Annotated in this window: 14 protein-coding genes; 3 read left to right on the top strand and 11 right to left on the bottom strand. The window is 42.0% G+C overall.

Going from position 1 to position 19,252, the window contains the following annotated elements:
- Positions 1-29: 29 nt before the first annotated feature.
- From B3297_RS21340 to B3297_RS21330, 3 genes are all read right to left on the bottom strand, one after another.
- On the bottom strand, positions 30-2,330 hold the full coding sequence (locus tag B3297_RS21340; RefSeq protein ID WP_066434340.1) for a multicopper oxidase family protein: 2,301 nt from the start codon (positions 2,328-2,330) through the stop codon (positions 30-32).
- A 66-nt stretch (positions 2,331-2,396) separates the two neighbouring features.
- Positions 2,397-2,840 carry a DUF3347 domain-containing protein gene (locus B3297_RS21335; RefSeq protein WP_082738211.1) on the bottom strand — a complete coding sequence of 148 codons (444 nt, stop codon included), beginning with the start codon at positions 2,838-2,840 and terminating at the stop codon, positions 2,397-2,399.
- Positions 2,841-2,875: 35 nt separating this feature from the next.
- Positions 2,876-3,097 (bottom strand): heavy-metal-associated domain-containing protein, encoded by a 222-nt coding sequence (locus B3297_RS21330; protein WP_027384830.1) that lies wholly within the window; start codon positions 3,095-3,097, stop codon positions 2,876-2,878.
- A 370-nt stretch (positions 3,098-3,467) separates the two neighbouring features.
- Between B3297_RS21330 and hppD the strand changes: the two genes are divergently transcribed.
- From hppD to B3297_RS21315, 3 genes are all read left to right on the top strand, one after another.
- Positions 3,468-4,628 (top strand): 4-hydroxyphenylpyruvate dioxygenase, encoded by a 1,161-nt coding sequence (gene hppD, locus B3297_RS21325; RefSeq protein WP_066434350.1) that lies wholly within the window; start codon positions 3,468-3,470, stop codon positions 4,626-4,628.
- Between the two features lie 63 nt (positions 4,629-4,691).
- Positions 4,692-5,525, top strand: coding sequence for a helix-turn-helix domain-containing protein (locus B3297_RS21320; protein ID WP_066434353.1), 834 nt, complete (start codon positions 4,692-4,694; stop codon positions 5,523-5,525).
- Positions 5,526-5,625: 100 nt separating this feature from the next.
- Positions 5,626-6,036 (top strand): OsmC family peroxiredoxin, encoded by a 411-nt coding sequence (locus tag B3297_RS21315; RefSeq protein ID WP_066434354.1) that lies wholly within the window; start codon positions 5,626-5,628, stop codon positions 6,034-6,036.
- A gap of 193 nt (positions 6,037-6,229) precedes the next feature.
- Here the strand turns inward: B3297_RS21315 and B3297_RS24920 are convergent, their stop codons facing one another.
- From B3297_RS24920 to B3297_RS21275, 8 genes are all read right to left on the bottom strand, one after another.
- The gene (locus B3297_RS24920) at positions 6,230-7,927 is read right to left on the bottom strand and encodes an Nramp family divalent metal transporter (RefSeq protein ID WP_414711988.1); all 1,698 of its coding nucleotides are present in this window, start codon (positions 7,925-7,927) and stop codon (positions 6,230-6,232) included.
- A 272-nt stretch (positions 7,928-8,199) separates the two neighbouring features.
- Complete coding sequence (locus tag B3297_RS21305) at positions 8,200-10,407, bottom strand: heavy metal translocating P-type ATPase (protein WP_066434355.1); 2,208 nt, start codon at positions 10,405-10,407, stop codon at positions 8,200-8,202.
- Positions 10,408-10,564: 157 nt separating this feature from the next.
- Entirely contained in the window at positions 10,565-11,872 is a 1,308-nt protein-coding gene (locus B3297_RS21300; protein ID WP_066434357.1) for an efflux RND transporter periplasmic adaptor subunit, read from the bottom strand.
- Between the two features lies 1 nt (position 11,873).
- The gene (locus B3297_RS21295) at positions 11,874-16,136 is read right to left on the bottom strand and encodes a CusA/CzcA family heavy metal efflux RND transporter (RefSeq protein ID WP_414711987.1); all 4,263 of its coding nucleotides are present in this window, start codon (positions 16,134-16,136) and stop codon (positions 11,874-11,876) included.
- Positions 16,137-16,230: 94 nt separating this feature from the next.
- Positions 16,231-16,638: a hypothetical protein gene (locus B3297_RS21290; RefSeq protein WP_146193372.1), complete on the bottom strand. Its 408-nt coding sequence runs from the start codon at positions 16,636-16,638 to the stop codon at positions 16,231-16,233.
- A gap of 124 nt (positions 16,639-16,762) precedes the next feature.
- Positions 16,763-17,188 (bottom strand): Fur family transcriptional regulator, encoded by a 426-nt coding sequence (locus tag B3297_RS21285; protein ID WP_082738301.1) that lies wholly within the window; start codon positions 17,186-17,188, stop codon positions 16,763-16,765.
- A 114-nt stretch (positions 17,189-17,302) separates the two neighbouring features.
- On the bottom strand, positions 17,303-17,830 hold the full coding sequence (locus B3297_RS21280) for a DUF2652 domain-containing protein (protein ID WP_185113527.1): 528 nt from the start codon (positions 17,828-17,830) through the stop codon (positions 17,303-17,305).
- 118 nt (positions 17,831-17,948) lie between these two features.
- Positions 17,949-19,244 carry a TolC family protein gene (locus tag B3297_RS21275; protein WP_066439822.1) on the bottom strand — a complete coding sequence of 432 codons (1,296 nt, stop codon included), beginning with the start codon at positions 19,242-19,244 and terminating at the stop codon, positions 17,949-17,951.
- Positions 19,245-19,252 lie beyond the last annotated feature (8 nt).

Genomic DNA, 19,252 nt, shown 5'->3' with positions numbered 1-19,252 from the left:
ACCTTTGTCTATTTTATGAATGAAATCCTTTAGTAATTGAGCGAAAGTCCTGCACCAAAGCCCATATCACTATCATAGTGCGCCCTGATACCGATATGCCTCGTCAAAATGTACCGCAGGTCTGCCATATATTCCAAATCGGTATTGACCATAAACCCGGCTCTTAACCGTCTGGAGATAGGTATATCCTCCCGCATCAATGATACCCTGAAAATACCGTCGTGGTAAACTTCTGCCTGTACGTTGACCAACATCGGCAAGGTGTACATTACCCCTAAGCTCACAGCAGCTCGGTTGTCTTTTTTATTAACCTGTCCGAAGAGGTTTTTCTCGTGCTCGTCCATTCCCATTCTGCGGTATCGCCAATCGAAACCGACAAAAGGCATCAGCCATTGCATTTTACCAATGTAACGTCCCAAATGCGTTTCCACTTCATAGCCGTGCATATCATTATAGCCTAAACGCCATTCCGTACCCAAACTGTAACGGGCGTTCATCAACATTGCTTCTCCGTCAATACCATTGGTCGCAAAATCACTTTGAGCCATCAAATGTGGCATATTGCTTTCACGCTGCAACATTTTATATGCTTTTTCCTTATTGGGTAAATACGGATTTTTGTAATCATCCACAGCGAAAACCCTATTCATACCTGCCATCATATGATACAGGATATGACAATGGAAAAACCAATCACCCTCGGTATTCGCAAGGAACTCTATCGTATCGGTTTCCATCGGCATAATGTCGATGATGTTTTTCATCGGTGCATTTTCGCCGTGCTCATTCAGCACCCTGAAATCAAAACCGTGCAGGTGTATCGGGTGGCGCATCATTGAGTTATTATAAATCGTAATCCTCAATACTTCGCCTTTTTTAACAGGTATCTTATCTGTTTCTGCCAAAACCTTGTTATCCATACTCCAAACGTAACGGTTCATATTTCCCGTTAAGGTAAATTTCAGTTCCTTAACCGGGGCATCAGCCGGAAGCGTGGTATTATGCGGCGATTTCAACATTGCGTAATTGAGCGTTTTAATGTCGCTCAACGCATTAGCATTATAACGGTTGGGGTCTTCGTCGCTATTCATCTTATGGTCGCCGTGATGCTCCATAGACGGTGCTGTACCCTTGTTTTTTTTGCTCTTTTCCTCGCCTGTAATCTCCGGGTACATCACTACGTTCATATCCATTTGGTTCAGGCTCATATTCATTCCCATATCTTCCAGGTCGCCGTTCATCTTCATCATATCGTTCATCATTTGCATACCCTCAAAATATTTCAGGCGTGGCATTTCCCCGACCAATTGTTTTGTACCGTTGCCAATAAAATAGCTTGTGGATTGGGTACGGTCTTCGGTGGTTGCCATAAATTCAAAGGCTTTGCCGTCCTCGGGAATGGTAACAACCACATCGTAAGTTTCCGATACAGCAATAATCAGCCTGTCCACTTCCACAGGCTCCACATCGTTGCCATCACTCGCCACTACGGTAATTTTACCGCCTGCATAGCGCAGCCAAAAGTAAGACGATGCACCCCCATTGGAAATGCGTAAACGTACTTTATCGCCTGCTTTTAAGGGCTTGCCGTCAATGCTTTTTAAATCGGTATGATGATTACCGTTCATCATTACACGGTCGTAATACACATCGCTCACGTCCATTGCCAACATACGCTTCCATTCGTTGTTCAGCTTGGTTTTGAATTTTCCGCTTCTAATGGCTTCGGCGTAGCTTTGTGTTGCGCCTTTCCTTATCGCAAACCAGTCGCTTGCTGCGTGCAGCATACGGTGTACATTTTCGGGCTTCAGGTTCGTCCATTCGCTTAGCATTATGGGAATTTCCGGTAAATCGTCAATTCCTTTCCTAAATGTTTTATCATCAGCCCTTTTGCGCATTATAAAGCTGCCGTACATTCCAATCTGTTCCTGCAATCCCGAATGTGAGTGATACCAATGCGTTCCGTTCTGAATAATCGGAAATCGGTAAGTATAAGTTGCGCCCGGCTCAATCGGCATTTGCGTTAAGAAAGGTACGCCGTCTTCCTTATTCGGCAGGAACAAGCCGTGCCAGTGCAGGGATGTACTTTCTTTTAACTGGTTATGCACTACGATTTCTGCCGTGTCGCCCTCTGTAAATTCAAGCGTGGGCATCGGGATTTGCCCGTTTACAGCAATTGCCCTCTTTTCCTTGCCCGCATAATTTACAAGCGTATCTTTTACATACAGGTCGTAATGAACTACCTTTTGTGCAATGCTGACTTGTGATATAAAGATTGCCAACAGGGTTAGCGGCAACAGCTTTTTGTAAAGAAATTTTTGATTATCCATTTTAAAAATCGCATTGGTTATAAAGATTAAAAGGCATTGCCCATTGAGCAATGCCTTTGTGGGTTATTATTTAGTTTCGGTAACTTTACCACAAGTAAGCATAGAAGAACCGTAGTAAGGATTTTTAATCTCCTTTTCTTTGCTTAACCAATATGCTTTTTTCATCGGGCAATATTGGTAGTAAACGGGTTGGTTTACTTTGTCTGATGATTTTACCACTTTCCACAGTACGGTTGATACTTCGTTGAAAGCGGCTCTTTGCTTTTCAAGGTTGTTACCTGCCTTACTTAATTTGTCGGTGGCTTTCTGCAATTCTGCTTTCTGTGCAAAATCGCCCTCGCTCTTAACGGCTTCGTTCAGTGCGCTAATGGCGGTGCTTGCCGCTTTACTATCGCTGCTTACCAAAGCATTTTTTACGCTGATGTAGTTGTTCAGCAGGTTGCCTGTATTTTGCGCAAAGGCAGAAAATCCAAACAACATTACGGTCATTGCTACTATTAACTTTTTCATTTTTTTATCCTTTTTAATAATGAGTGAATGGCTGATTATTCTGAAATGGGTTCAGCTTTAAACCCTTTTTTCTTGATGATGGCGACAACCTCGTCTTCGGTAATGCCCTCTGCTTTTACAGTCAGGATTTTATCGGCGTTGGTCGTATCAACGTTCCATTCGCAGATACCGCCTGCGTTATCTAAATCTGCCTGCACTTTTGATACACAGTTGCTGCAATTAAGGTTTGTCTTGAATTGAAGATTTTTGCTTTCCATTGTCTTGAACTTTTATTTGTTTTTGCTGATACAAAAATCGGTAGATAATGCGCTAAGCTGTTTGTGAAATTCCTTGTTTGATTTATGATATTTACTGATTGCATTTCAAAAACGGTTCCGCTTGTAATATTCCGGCTTTGTTTTATGACTTTTACTGATTATAGTGCTCGTTCAGAATAAGCGGAATACTTTTATCGAAGTATAACGCTAACTGTTTTATAAAATGGCTATCAAAACCTTTCTCTCCGTTTTGCATCGGGCTATGTTGTAGCTTCGGGTTCCCAACCCCAACACGATTGCACAAATCTTCTTTGTGCAACAATCTTTATTGCAAAATCACACATAACATAATTTTTAAAAATCATATATAATGACAAACGATTTAAAGAACGTCGAATATGGCTTGGATAAGATATTCGAGGGCGCACAAGATTTTTTACCGATTTTAGGAACAGACTACGTGGAATTTTATGTAGGCAATGCGAAACAGGCTGCTCACTATTACAAATCAGCTTTCGGGTTTCAGTCGTTGGCGTATGCCGGACTGGAAACAGGCTTACAGGACAGGGCTTCTTACGTGGTAAAGCAGGACAAAGTGAGACTGGTATTAACGACCGGGATGCGCTCTAATTCCGAAATTAACGGACACGTAAAGAAGCACGGCGACGGCATCAAAGTAGTGGGTCTTTGGGTAGAAGATGCCCGCAAAGCCTTTGAAGAAACCACGAAAAGAGGTGCTAAAGCCTATATGGAACCAACTGTAACTACCGATGAAAACGGCGAAGTGGTACAATCGGGCATTTATGCGTATGGCGAAACGATTTTTATGTTTACCGAACGCAAAAACTACAACGGTATATTTATGCCGGGCTATGAGCAATGGGAAACCGAATATAACCCTGCGCCTGCGGGACTAAAATATATTGACCATATGGTGGGCAATGTGGACTGGAACCAAATGGACACCTGGGTAAAATGGTTTGAGGATGTAATGGGATTTGAGAACTTCCTGTCATTCGATGATAAGCAGGTTTCTACCGAATATTCTGCCCTGATGTCTAAAGTAATGGCAAACGGTAACGGCAGAATTAAATTCCCGATAAACGAACCCGCAGAGGGCAAAAAGAAATCACAGATTGAAGAGTACCTTGAATTTTACGAGGGCGAGGGCGTTCAGCATATTGCCGTAACTACGGATGATATTGTAAAGACCGTAAACGACCTGAAATCAAGAGGGGTTGAATTTCTGTCAAGACCGCCACAAGCGTATTATGATGCCATTCCTGAACGCTTAAAAGCGCATATGCACCGCTTTAAAGAAGATATCAAGGAATTGCAGGAGTTGGGTATTCTGATTGATGCGGACGAAGAGGGCTATTTGTTACAAATCTTTACCAAACCAGTTGAAGACCGTCCTACATTTTTCTTTGAGGTTATTCAAAGAATGGGTGCAAGAGGTTTCGGCGCAGGAAACTTTAAGGCATTGTTCCAATCTATCGAAAGAGAGCAAGAACGCAGAGGAACATTATAATTTTTGTAACTTTAGCAAAGTCCTGATTTATTTCAGGGCTTTGTTGTTTATATAAAAAGGAGAATGGATATAGCGACCGAGAACAATCAGGATAAAATGATAGGTTATTTCGATTTTTTTGGAATGCCAGATGGGATTGTAAGCAACACAGTTTGGTTTGACGAGAATTATAAAATTGTTTTCTTAAAAGAAGGACGTGTTAATGTTGATTTTGTTGACTATGATTTTGAAGAAAGTACATTGCTTTTCTTTAGTATAGGGCAACAATTCAAAATATCTAAAAATTCGGAAGGAAGCATTGTTTATTTTAACCCGAATTTCTATTGTATCGCTTTTCACGATAAAGAGCTTGCTTGTGACGGACTTCTTTTCGACAACGTTTTTGAACTTCCTTTTATAGCGCTCACCGCACATCAAAGAGACATTTTTCAAAAAATACTTATTTCTATTAAAGAGGAAATTGCGGTAAAAGATTTTTGGGCGGAAGAAATGATTAAGACCTATATCAAGCAGGTTGTTATTTTTGCTACCCGAACTCTTGCAAAAAAGGACTACGATATTTATCACCCCGTATCATTCGATAAAGAGCTGGCGAGAAAATTTAGCCAATTGGTAGAGCAAAATTATCGAACTATCCACTCCGTAGCAGATTATGCATCTATGCTCAATCTTACACCTAAAAACCTCAACCGAAAAATAGTAACAGAAAAACAGATTGCTCCAAATACAATTATCAAAAATCGAATTATCCTTCAGGCAAAAAGATTACTTGTCAATACAACGTTAAGCATTAAAGAAATCGCTGTTTATCTCGGGTACGAAGACTATTCTTATTTTCTTCGCTTTTTCAAATCACAAACGGGCTCTTCACCTCTTACATTCCGAAATTCAATGTAACCCTACTTATGGGTAAAATGTCCTATTAAGTGTGAAGTATGTGTATTGATAGCCTTTCTCTGAAGCAGTAATTTTGTTATGTAATTAAAAATAGAGTACAATGAAAGCAAAAATCACAGCTAAATGGCAAGGTAATTTTAAAAACGGAAATGGAAATTTTGATGCATCGCATTCTACTATTGGTAGAAGTGTTTTTAAACACAATAAAGCAGAAGGAGAAACTACTGCTACTAATCCGGAAGAATTAATGGCGGCAGCGCACGCAGCTTGTTACACAATGACATTAAATTATATCCTCACGAGCAACGGTATAGAGGCAGAGAAAATTGAAACATCCTGTACTATAACCGCAACAAGCTTCGATATTACTAATTCCGATTTGGTACTGGATGCAGAAATACCTGGTTTAACCAATGAAGATTTTTTAAAATACGCTGAACAGTCAAAAGCAATGTGTCCTGTAGGAAAAGCATATAATTTAGAAATTTCATTAACTGCCACCTTAAATTAAAATCAGGTCAATTTTGGGGGATTGAGTTCATTAGTTTAATCAAATTAAAGTCACGGTATATCCCGTGACTTTTTAGTTTGCAATATTTACATAAAGTACTTTAAGAACTTTGGATTAACAACCCAAGAAGCGACGACAATAGCAGTACGCACTTCCAACAATTCAGTTTATTCATATTATCAATTTTTAAAGGTTAAATTTTTACTATTTCAGTGTTTTCTTTAGGGATAACCAGCACAGGTACATTTACCAAATGCCTTACCTGATTTATGGTTGCGCCGTACAACAAATCTTTCAATCCCTTATGCCCGTGTGCACCCATTACCACCAGTTCAGCACCGGACTGATTGACGATTTCGGCAATGGCATTGGCAGTCCTTCCAAAGCCTAGTTTTGCATCAGCAAAATATCCGTTGTCCTGTAACTGCTTTGCGTATTCCTCCAAAAACTCCCTGTCTTTTACAGTTTCCTCGTCGGTACTGTCGTGAAAGTGCGATGCGGATGCCACACTCTCCACGATATGAATGAGCGTGTACCTGCTGTCTTTACCGCCCTGCGTAATGGCGTGGTTGATAACCTTGTGGTCAAGGGTCTTAAAATCCACAGTAAGCGCAATATTCCGGTATGGCACGAATGGTTGTAGCTGCAAAGGCTCCGGCTTGTCGTGCGGTGTTATTTCACAAAAGGCTTTTCTACTGAATAATGGGTACAACGTAGTATATGCCATCAAAATGATAAAACCTATCCCACCCAAAATGATTAAACTTTTACAAGCTATGTTACCTGAAGTAGCAAAAAAACTAAATGCTTCCTCTGCTAATAGTTTGGAATTTAGATACACCAGTAGGATTGTTATAACCCAAGCCGTTATTTTTATCAAGGGCTTGATGGCAAATTTGCCCATTGTCCTTTTATCACTTACAAAATGTATAAGTGGAATAACTGCAAAACCCAGTTGCATACTCAATACCACCTGGCTGAAGATAAGCAGGCTATCTACATTGTCCTCGCCATTGATTAGGATTACCAAAGCTGCCGGAACTATGGCGAGTAACCTCGTGATAAGCCTTCTTAATAAAGGGTTTATTCTAAACCGCAGATAACCCTCCATTACGATTTGGCCGGCAAGCGTACCTGTAATGGTACTGCTTTGCCCGGCAGCTATCAATGCTACGGCAAAGAGTTTGGCTGTAAAATTACTTCCGAAATGTTGAGGTAATAGCTCGTAAGCCTGCTTTAGCTCCGCCACATCAGAACGCCCGGTTTTGTAAAAAACCGTAGCGGCAAGAATTAATATAGCAGCATTTACAAACAATGCCATATTTAATGCAATAGCACTGTCCCAAAAATTTAGCTTGATTGCTTTTTTGATGCTGGCGTCATCACGGTTAAACTTTCTTGTCTGTACCAATGCAGAATGGAGGTATAGATTATGTGGCATTACCGTCGCACCGATAATGCCGATGGCGATATACAATGCTGTATCGTTCTGAATGTGTGGTATCAGTCCTGTCGCTATTTCTCCTACATTGGGATTAGCTACCCATATTTGCACAAGGAATGACATTCCGATAACGAATATCAATCCAATAATAAAGGCTTCTAGTTTTCTCATTCCCCATTTTTGTAGGGTCATCAACAAGAATGTATCTAACGCAGTAATTGCAACACCCCAAATCAAGGGCATTCCTGTAAGTAATTGCAAGCCTATCGCCATACCCAATATTTCAGCAAGGTCTGTGGCCACAATAGCTATTTCTGCAAGTAGATACAGTATAAAGTTTATTTTCTTCGGGTATGTTTCCCGGTTTGCCTGTGCCAAATCCCTATTACGAACGATGCCCAACCTTGCTGACAAGCTCTGGAGCAATAAACCCATAATGCTACTCATCAACAAAACCCAAAGTAATGAATATCAGAACTGGCTGCCACCCGCCAAACCAGTTGCCCAGTTGCCTGGGTCCATATACCCAACACTGACAAGATAAGCTGGCCCGAAAAAAGCCAGTACTCTCCGCCAACGGGATTTACCAGGAGTGGTCGTATCGACTGAATTATGTATTTCGCTTAGTGAAGCCTGTGATTGTTGTTTACCCATTTCCAAAATTGCTTACGATAAAAAAACTGCCGCAAAAATAATCTTGCGGCAGTCCAACTTAACAATTAAAACTTCATTCTTTGTATCCGCACCGCATTAAGAATTGCTAATAAGGCTACACCTACATCGGCAAATACAGCTTCCCACATTGTTGCTAATCCTCCTGCACCAAGTATAAGCACGATTGCTTTTACTCCGAATGCCAATGCTATATTTTGAAAGACGATTTTTTTAGTCTGTTTTCCGATATTAATAGCCATTGGTATTTTGGATGGCATATCGTCCTGTATCACAACATCGGCTGTTTCAATAGCAGCATCACTTCCTAAACCGCCCATTGCGATACCTGCATCACTCAACGCAATTACTGGAGCATCATTTACACCATCACCTACAAACGCCACGCTGCCATTACGGGATTTGATTTCCTTTACTTTATTTACTTTGTCTTCAGGTAATAAATCCCCATACGCACTGTCAATGCCCAACTGTCCCGAAACAAACTGAACAACGGTATTTTTATCACCACTCAACATTGTGGTTTTTACACCCATTTTACGCAGATTTTCAATTGCTGCTTTTGCATCTACTTTAATGCTGTCCGAAATGGTTAAATATCCTACGAACTTTCTATCATAAGCAATCGCTATTACTGTGTAAACTATGTTTGCGGTATCTGCATCGTGGCTGATGTTAAATTTATCGAGCAATTTGAAATTACCTACTAAAAGCTCTTTACCGTTAACGGTGGCTTTTAATCCGTGTCCTGCTATTTCTTCAACATTTGCTAAATTTACGTCGGCATCTACCTCTCCCCAATAATTGTGGATTGCGGTTGCAACAGGGTGTGTACTTTGACTTTCCAATACGTTGACGAGGTTGAGTATTTCGTCTTTATTGAATTCTGGTTTGATAAAGACTTCCTGGACTTTGAAAACACCTTCGGTGAGGGTTCCCGTTTTATCCATCACTACATTTTCTACTTTGGCAAGAATATCAAGGAAATTAGACCCTTTAAGCAGGATACCGTTTCGACTTGCTGCCCCAATACCACCAAAATAACCCAGAGGGATGGAGATTACCAAAGCGCAAGGACAAGAGATAACCAGGAATACCAATGCTCTATACAACCATTCACTGAATACATAATTATCTACGAAAAGTGCGGGAAGTAAGGTAATAGCAATAGACAGATATACGACTATCGGCGTATAAATTTTGGAAAATTTACGGATAAACAACTCGGTTGGTGCTTTTTGCGATGTGGCATCCTGAACCAGTTCCAAAATTCTGCTTAACTTACTATCCGAATAATCGGTTGTTACCTTTATTTGGCTTACAGTGTTGAGGTTAATCATACCTGCCAATACAGCTTCGCCTTTACTTTTTGTATCAGGTTTGCTTTCTCCTGTAAGGGCTGCTGTATTGAAAGAGGCGGTTTCTGAAATCAACTCGCCGTCCAATCCCAATTTTTCGCCCGGCTTTAACTGAATAACATCGCCTATGTAAGCATCTTCAGCTTTTACAACAATAGGCTTACCTGCTCTGATAACCGTTACCTCATCAGGGCGTTGGTCTAATAGGGCTTTAATATTACCTTTTGCTCTTGATACCGCAATAGTCTGAAATACTTCACCTACGGAGTAGAACAGCATTACAGCTACTGCTTCAGGATATTCGCCAAGTGCAAATGCACCGATTGTCGCAATCGCCATCAAGAAAAATTCTGAAAAAAAGTCTTTGTATCGGATACTTTCAATAGCTTCTTTGATTACTGGCAATCCGACAGGTAAATAAGCGATAACGTACCAGGCAATTCTAACCCAACCAGTGAACCAGTTTTGAGTAAAGTAATTATCAAAACCGATAGCAACAAGTAATAAAGCTAAAGATATACCCGCAGGCATAAATAACTGAAATGGCGTTTTGCCCTCTATGTCGTGACTGTGGTCGTGGTCATCACCGTGGCTGTGCCCGTGGTGATCGTGATTGTGTCCGTGGTGGTCGTGATTGCGTCCGCTTTTTTCTATATGGTTGTGGTCATCATCACAATGTTTAGTATCGGCTTTACTGCAACTTTTGCCGCCAGTGTGTCCGTGTCCGTCATCGGAATGATTAGCATCTTTCAGCAAATCTGATGCACCTGCATTTTTATAAATCTTTTCTGTTTTCAAACAGCATAGTTGATTTCCCTGTGTATCATATTTATGTTTATGCTCTTTTTTATTTACTAGGTTCAGACTATCGTCTGTACTACAACATATTTTTGACATATCTAAAATTTTTTTTATTTCTATTTGTAAAACAAAATTACTCTGCCATTTTGGGAACCTGGTTGCAAAAGCGAAACAGCTACCATTTTAGCAAAACCCTTATATTTGATTTACTGGCTGATTGCTTATTAGGAACAATCAGAGGGTATTTGTTATTTTAGTGTGCGTGAGCGTGACCGCCACCACCTGATAATTTCGCATTGATGAAAAACGCACCTTTGGTAACTATCCTTGCATCTTTGGGAATTTCCGTTACTGGAGTAATGCTCGTATAACCCATTTCTGTAACACCTGTAACCACTTCAATTTTTTCAAAATTTACCGTGCCTGCCGCTTCCTCTTTATGCGCTGTCTTTTCATCGCCGTGGTCGTGCCCGTGTCCGTCTTCTTCTCCGGCTGCCTGCGGCTTTTTGTTGGTAATGACAAAGATGTATTTCTTACCGTCCGCATCTACCACCGCATCATTTGGAACTGACGGGGAAAGCACATTGTTGAGGCTCACAATCGCCGTAATGTTCATCCCGTCAATCAGTCCCTTTACATTGCCTTTTACACGGGCGTGTATGGGAATGGTTTTGCTGTCGTTTTCAAACGCCGAACCAATACCGTATATCACGGCATCGTGCTCGTTTACCGGATTATTGGTCAGGGTAAAATGTATGGTCTGCCCGGTTTTCAGCAAGGGCAAATCTTTTTCAAATACATTCAAATGCAAATGCAGGGAACTGTTATCTACAATTTCAGCCACAGGCGAAGAAACATCTACATAGCTGCCGATTTTGCCGTACACATTGCTAATGGCTCCGCTAATGGGGCTTGTAACTATCAGTGAGGATTTAAGTGAACTGTTGCTGACTGAATTTGGATTGATGCCCATTAGCTGTATTTGTTGATGCAAAGAGGCTTTGCGGGTTCTTAACGCATTGAGTTCGGCGGTGGCATTTTGCAGGTTTTTCAATGCCCCGGCATTGCCGGTGTTCAGTTCTTTTTGTCTTTGCATTTCCTGTTCGGCAAAAGTTATTTTACTGTTGATGGTCAGGTATTCTTCCTGCAACTGGATAAACTGCGGGTTGGCAATGGTGGCAATAACCTGTCCTTTGCGTACATAGTCGCCAATCTGTACATTAATAGATTTTATCACGCCACCGTATAAAGAGGTAGCATTTGCCTTGCTACTGTTGGGCAAACTCAAAATACCGTTCGCTTTAATAGTGGCGGTTAGTTCTTTCATTTCCACCACACCGTATTTGATACCTACAGCTTCAATCTGTTGGGGCGTAAGTGCCGCAACGGTGGCAGCGCCCTCTTCGGCTCCGTGCTCGTGTCCGTGCCCTGTATCGGCTTTTGCTTCCGTTTTGTGCTCGTGGTTATGACCGTCTTCGCTTTCCTTTTTTTGACTATCTCCACAGGCGGTCAGGGAAACTGTAAAGAGTGCTGCTAAAAACATTTTCGATATATTGTTCATCTTATTTGTTATTAAGGTAATTGTATTGAATTGCTGAGTGATTGTAACTGTTCAGAACGTCCAGATAATTTTGGCGGATATTGATTGCCTGCGTTAAGAACTGGCTTAGTTCTGCAAAGCTGATATCTCCCGAGCGGTAGCTTTGTGACGCCGCTTCGGTAATATCCTTTGCCTGTTGCAGTCCCGATGTTTCAAAGAAGCTCAACAAAGCCATATTCTTTTCCATTTCTGCGATGGCAGATTTCTTGTCCGTTGCCATTACCTGCGTTTGGTAAGACAATAGGTTTTCCTGTACTTCCTTTTCCTTGTTGGCTACATTCACTTTGTTTTTATACGCACCTGCACCAAACAACGGGAAGCCTACCGAAACCGAAAAGCCCGTAAACGGGTCTGAAACGCCGTACAATCTCTGGCTGAATACCCTTGCTGAAAATTCGGGCAAATTGCTTTTCTTTTGTATCTTGATATTTGCCGCCGCAACGCTTACATTTTGCTGCTGCAACTGCAATACCGGGTGTACATTGTTTTCATCATACAAGTTCGTTTCCAATTTCTGTAACGGCTCATCTATTGGGAGTATCCATTCGTTACGATTGAGCAATACCATTAATTGCTGTTGCTGTATTACAATTTCCTTATTGTTCTGCTCCACGTAGGCTTTTAACTGTTTGAGTTGGGCATCTGCCGCAATCTGGTCGAGCTTTGCGACGTCGCCCGTTCTAACCCGAACCTGTGTTGTATTGAAGAGGTTGGTGTAAATGCTGTCAAGGCTTTTCAGTAACAGATTTTTATCCTGCAAAAACCACAACTGGTAATAAGCGGTTCTAACGTCTTTTCGGATATTGGCATTCATAACCTCTGTATTCAATTCGGAATATTTTAGCTGTGCTTTTAAATAGTCCTTGCGGGCAGCATATAAGCCGGGCCACGCAATACTTTGCGTAAGCCCGATTTTCCATATACCCGTTTTGTCCGATGGTCTTAAATCTTCATTTTCTACAAATACCTGTGTCATTGGTATATCGTTAGCGGTCTTTACATTGTATTTAGCCGCATCAATCTCCGACTTATTGACGTTGACCTGCCCATTGCTTTGCAATGCGGTATTAATAGCAGTATCTATGCTTACCCTTTCCTGGGCATTGGCAGTGGTCATACCTCCGATACCCAGTAAAAGAGCGATTACGGTTGTTTTCACACCTTTACTGTTTTTGAAATTAAATTTTGAATTGAATATGATGTAGAGCAATGGCAATACAAACAGGGTAAGAAATGTAGCCGTTATTAATCCGCCAATCACTACTGTAGCCAATGGCTTTTGTACTTCTGCCCCGGCACTGGTGCTGATTGCCATCGGCAGGAAGCCCAGTGATGCTACCGTTGCCGTCATCAATACCGGACGTAACCGGATTTTTGTTCCCTCGATTGTCCGTTTTATCACATCATCCAAACCGTCTTTTTTCAGTTGGTTGAATGTGCCTATCAATACAATACCGTTCAATACGGCAACACCGAACAGGGCAATAAAGCCGATACCTGCGCTAATACTGAAAGGCATTCCCCGCAGCATCAAAGCAAACACACCGCCGATGGCACTCATCGGGATGGCAGTAAATATCAAACCTGCCTGCTTGAATGAACGGAATGTGAAATAAAGCAATGCGAATATCAATAACAGCGATACTGGTACGGCAATCATCAGGCGGTTACTGGCTTCTTTCAGGTTCTCAAACTGACCGCCGTAAGTAAAGTAATACCCTGTGGGCAATTTTACTTTTTCGGAAAGCTGCTGCTGAATATCGGTAACAACGCTTTGCACATCACGTCCGGCTACGTTAAAGCCAATCACAATGCGGCGTTTTCCCGCTTCACGGCTGATTTGTGCGGCATCCAATTTGTAATTGACATCAGCAACCTGCGATATGGGTATCTGAAAGCCTGTATTAGTTGGTATCATCAGGTTCCTTACATCTTCGATGCTGCTGCGGTGTACGCTATCCAACCTTACCACAAGCTCAAACTGCCTTTCGTTCTCATAAATAACCCCGGCTGCTTTACCTGCAAATGCGGTACTCACAATATCGTTTACCTGTTGTATCGTCAGCCCGTAATTTGCCATCCGGGTACGGTCGTAGTCGATGTTAATCTGCGGCAAGCCGTTTACCTTTTCCACCTGTGGCGGTGTGGCTCCTTTTACCTGCTGTACTACTTCGCTAACCTTATTGGCATACACGCTTAACGTGTCCATATTCTCCCCGAATATCTTAACGGCAACGTCCTGACGAATACCTGTCATCAATTCGTTGAAACGCATCTGTATCGGTTGGTTCTTCTCAAAGAAAACGCCCGGAATAACGGACAGCCTTTCCATCATTTCATCCCCTAACTCGTTGTAGCTTTTCTTGCTTTTCCATTCGTCCTGCGGTTTGAGGATAATCATCATATCCGTAGCTTCAGGCGGCATCGGGTCGGTAGGCACTTCGGCAGCTCCGGTCTTGCCGACTACCATTTTAACCTCGTCAAATTCTTTAAGAATGCGGGATGCCTGCATCGACGTTTCTATACTCTGATTGAGCGAACTTCCCTGAGGTAAAATACAGTGAAAGGCAAAATCTCCCTCCTGCAACTGCGGGATGAACTCGCCGCCCATTCTGCTGAACAGAATAACGGCAACTACAAATACCGCAGTGGTAACGCCCACTAACCAATATTTAACCCTGATAGCTTTCTGCAACAAAGGTTGGTAGAAGCCTTGCAGCTTATCCATAAACTTGTCGCTGAAATTCGGCTTGTCGTGCCCTTTTTTCGGCAGGAACAACGCACACATCATTGGGATATAGGTCAAGGACAATATCAATGCGCCGAAAATGGCAAAGCCTACGGTTTGCGCCATCGGTGTGAACATTTTACCCTCAACGCCTACCAACGTCAGGATTGGGATATATACGATAAGGATAATGATTTCGCCAAATGCGGCACTTGTCCTGATTTTGGAAGCGGACAAAAATACTTCCTCGTCCATTTCGCTTTGGGTCAGTTTATTGGTGGATTTCCGCAAGCCCAAATGGTGTAGGGTTGCTTCCACGACAATAACGGCACCGTCCACAATCAAACCGAAGTCAATCGCTCCCAGGCTCATAAGGTTGGCACTAACGCCAAACACGTTCATCATCCCCAATGCAAACAGCATCGCTAACGGAATGGCTGATGCTACGATTAGCCCGGCTCTTAGGTTGCCCAGAAACAGCACAAGCACAAAAATCACAATCAAAGCTCCCTCAATCAAGTTCTTTTCCACTGTGTCCATTGCCCTGCCTACTAATTCGGTACGGTCTAAATACGGCTCGATGGTTACATCTTCCGGTAATGATTTCTGAATGGTGGGTAATTTCTCTTTTATCCGTTTTACCACCTCGTTACTGTTCTCGCCTTTGAGCATCATTACCACACCGCCCACGGCATCTACTTCTCCGTTATAGGTTAGTGCGCCGTAACGCACGGCACTACCGTAACGCACATCGGCTACGTCTTTAATAAAAATGGGTGTATGCCCCGTGATTTTTACGGGTATATTTCTAATATCTTCCAACGAAGTAGCCAAGCCCACACCACGGATAAAATAAGCGTTAGGCTTCTTGTCGATATATGCACCGCCCGTATTCTGATTGTTTTGTTCCAGTGCGTTGAATATGTCGGGAATACTTACGGTCATCGCTCTCAATCGGTCGGGGTTTACCGCAACCTCGTATTGTTTCAATTCTCCGCCAAAGCTGTTTACTTCGGCAATGCCTGGCGTGCCGTACAACTGGCGGGCAACAATCCAATCTTGCATTGTACGCAGGTCTTTGGCGTTGTACTTATGCTCGCTGCCTTTTTTGGGGTGGATGATGTATTGATAGACTTCTCCAAGCCCTGTACTTACCGGAGCCAGTTCAGGCGTGCCGATACCTTTCGGAATTTTTTCTTCGGCTTCTTTCAGTTTTTCATTGACCAACTGCCTTGCAAAGTAGATGTCTACATTTTCTTTGAACACTACCGTAACGACGGAAAGCCCGAACCGGGATATACTTCTTGTTTCTACTAAATCGGGAATGTTGGCGATGCTCTGCTCAATGGGGAACGTAACCAACTGTTCCACTTCCTGCCCCGCCAGTGTAGGACAGGCAGTAATAATCTGTACCTGATTATTGGTAATATCCGGTACGGCATCTATTGACAATTTGGTTGCACTCCATACGCCCCAAATGATAAGAACCAATGTCATTATAGCAATGACGATTTTGTTCTTGATGCTGAATTTAATTATACTATCTAACCTTTGAATTTGTATTAAGCCTGAAATGTTTTGTATTTGGTGTCTACTGCGGATATTCCATCATTAAAAAGCAGCCGGAATATCGGTCGTCAATCATAATGAGAATTACAGGCTCCCGCAGTTCGTCGAGGCTTTCATCGTAGAAGAAGTCATAAGATTTCATCAGGGCTAAATTGCCAATGATGACTTCGTGCCCGTTTACAAATCCTTTGATACCATAACCAGGTATCTCTTCAAATTTTTCGACCTTGTAATCGGATAGCGTGATACCCGGAAGAAATTTGAGCAAACTGCTTGCTATACGGTGCGTGGAATGGGATTGCATTGCTGCCGTATAAGCAATCACGATTTCTTTTTCGGGTACTGCACATTCAAAGGAAATTACATCAAACAGGCGGTTGCTTTTGTAGGCTGTATCTATATCTGCTGAATAATGATTTTTTATTGCCATTGTCATATTATTTTAATTTACAAGGCAAAATTATCAGTCGGTTTTGGGAACCTGGTTGCAAATACAAACAGCCATATCGGGAAATATGGCTGTTTGTAAATTTAAAGATGAGTATCATAAAATATTATTTTGTTTTAACGAACCTCGAACATTCGTTGCACATTCCTTTCATTACAAAATTGATACTCTCCAACAAAAATTTGTCGGGCAACTGGATAGGCGGAATGGCAATACTTTCGAGGCAGAAGGTATTCTTGCATCGGTTACAGTTAAAGTGCACGTGCAAGTCGCCAACGGTGCACATACAGTTATCGCTGCAAATAGAATACTTCATTGCGCCGGAGCCATCATCAATAGTATGAATGAGTAGGTTATCGTGAAAGAGGGTCAACGTCCTGAATATGGTCGATTTATTGACCGTTTCCAGTTCGGTTTCCAAATCAGTCAGGCTGAAAGCCTTTTTAAAGTCAGACATTCTTCTAAAGATTAACAGCCTAACCGAAGTTGGTTTTATGTTCCTGCGCAATAGTTTTTCTTCTAAATCTTTCATTTTGTCATTGTCGGTTTTAGAACCGTATTTAAAATCTAATGTAAAATTATAGAAGCTGCTATGCACAAGTATTATAATTTCCTTTGATAAATTTGTGATTTTTACTGTTAGGTTTTATAGGTAATGGATATAACCTATTTCGGGCAGGTATTTACAGTCTTCGCAGTTGTCATACGCAACGGTTGCTTTTTCGGGTTGGTCAAAATTGATTTCCAAAAACGCATTAGAAAATAACGCATATGGCGGGTATTCCGCAATGTGATTTTTCAGCATCTTGTGGGCTTCTACCACTGGTGCTCCGTAGAGCTTCTCGAATTTCCCGATTTTGTATTTGGTAAATTCCCCGTAGTGTACAATTATCTTTAATGATAAAGGAATTTCTATTGCCAGTTGTAATGCGAGGCGTTTGCATTCCTTTTGAAAATCGTTGTACATCTGTTCTATCTGCATCAATGTTTCTTCAAAGGTGGGCAGGTTGTGGTACTTGTAAAAAAGTATCGCATCGCCCTCAACCTCGGAAATTTCAAGGCAAAGGATATTGCTATCCATTACTGATTTGAGCAGGCTTTCTGTTATGTATTTTCCAACAAACATATTTGATTTGATAACGAAATCCGTAAAGCCTGAAATGTCGGGTATCATTATCATACCGTTTTTATTGGCAGTATCGTGTTGCATTTATATCATCGTATTAACCATTAAAAATGCAGGGGCTTGTTACCGTCCCCCGCAAATTGAGTGTATCTCACTCCAACAAAAACTATTTTATCTGCCCAGTAGCTTTGTGGTACACAGCTTCGGCTATTTTGTACCGTATTTTTGCATCCAACATATTGCTGTATGCTCTTTGCCAAAGCGTTTCAGCTATCAGCACATCTTCTCCGGTAATGGTTCCGGCTTTAAAGCGGTCATTGCTCAACTTCAAATTTTCGTCGGCTTCAATTAATGACGCCTGCATCAAATCAATGTTATTCGCCTGCAATTGCAGATTAAGCATTGCGTGCTCAATCTCCACCGTGATTTGGCTTTTCAGTTCTTTCAAACCGTATTCAGCCGAACGTATATTAGCTTCCTGCTGTTTTACTTTTTCTTTTCTGCTACCCCAGTCAAAAACCGGGATTTTCACGCTTAGCATACCAAAGTAGGTTAGCATATGGTTTTTGGTCGGGTCGCCAAAGTTAATACCCTCTTTTCCAAAGGCAGCCATTCCATTGAGCGATAAGCCTACCGATGGTTTCAGGTCGGCTTTGAGCATACTTTTGGTAAGCTGGCTCATTTTAATGCCATTGGTTGCCAACTCAATTTCCGGTCGGTTCGCATCGACAGCATCCAAAACACCCTGCTTAGAAAAGTCGCCCGTACTCAATGTATCGGCTACGTCTATACCTGTTGGGGCTTCCATCCCGATTAACTGGCTCAATCTTCTTTTTGCCAGGATGAGCTTATTCTCCGCAGCCTGCAAACGGGCTTCGTTTTCATTCTGGAGCACCTTTGCCCGCAATACATCGTTTTTGTAAATCAATCCTGCCCCAAACTGGTTGTTCAGGAATGTATAATGCGAAGCCAGTTGCTTTTTAACCTGCTGTTCCAGTTTGATTTCTTCCTTAGCCTGCACTAAAAGCCAGTAAGCGGTTTCGGTAGCCAGTAATACTTCGTCTTCCACCAATCGTTGTTGCGCATTGCTCATCTGTATATTGGTTTCTGCCATCTGCTTGCCGTACTTAATCTTACCGCCTGTGTAAATCGGCTGTGTAACGCTGACCATCGGTGCAAACCCGTATTCGGGCAGCATTGTGTTCAATGGCTCGCCAAAGTAAAAGGCGGTTGCCGAAGCATCCAGTTTTGGTCTGCCTGCCACATCCGCAATCAGCTTGTCGGATTGGGTGGCAATTACGTCTTCTTTAGCTTTGCCTATTCTGTTATTGTTTTTTAATGCCAGTTCTTTGCTTTCCGCAAGGGTTAGCTGCTGTTGTGCAAAGAGGTTGTTTGTTCCCTGCAAAAGAACGAAACCGCATATAAAAACCTTTATGACTGTTTTATATCTTTTCTGTAACATAATCCCTT

The sequence above is a fragment of the Sphingobacterium sp. UBA3519 genome (assembly GCF_002377215.1).
GTDB lineage: Bacteria > Bacteroidota > Bacteroidia > Sphingobacteriales > Sphingobacteriaceae > Sphingobacterium > Sphingobacterium multivorum.
Note: the sequence above shows the minus strand (reverse complement) of the source record. Positions and strands in the feature narration are given on the sequence as shown.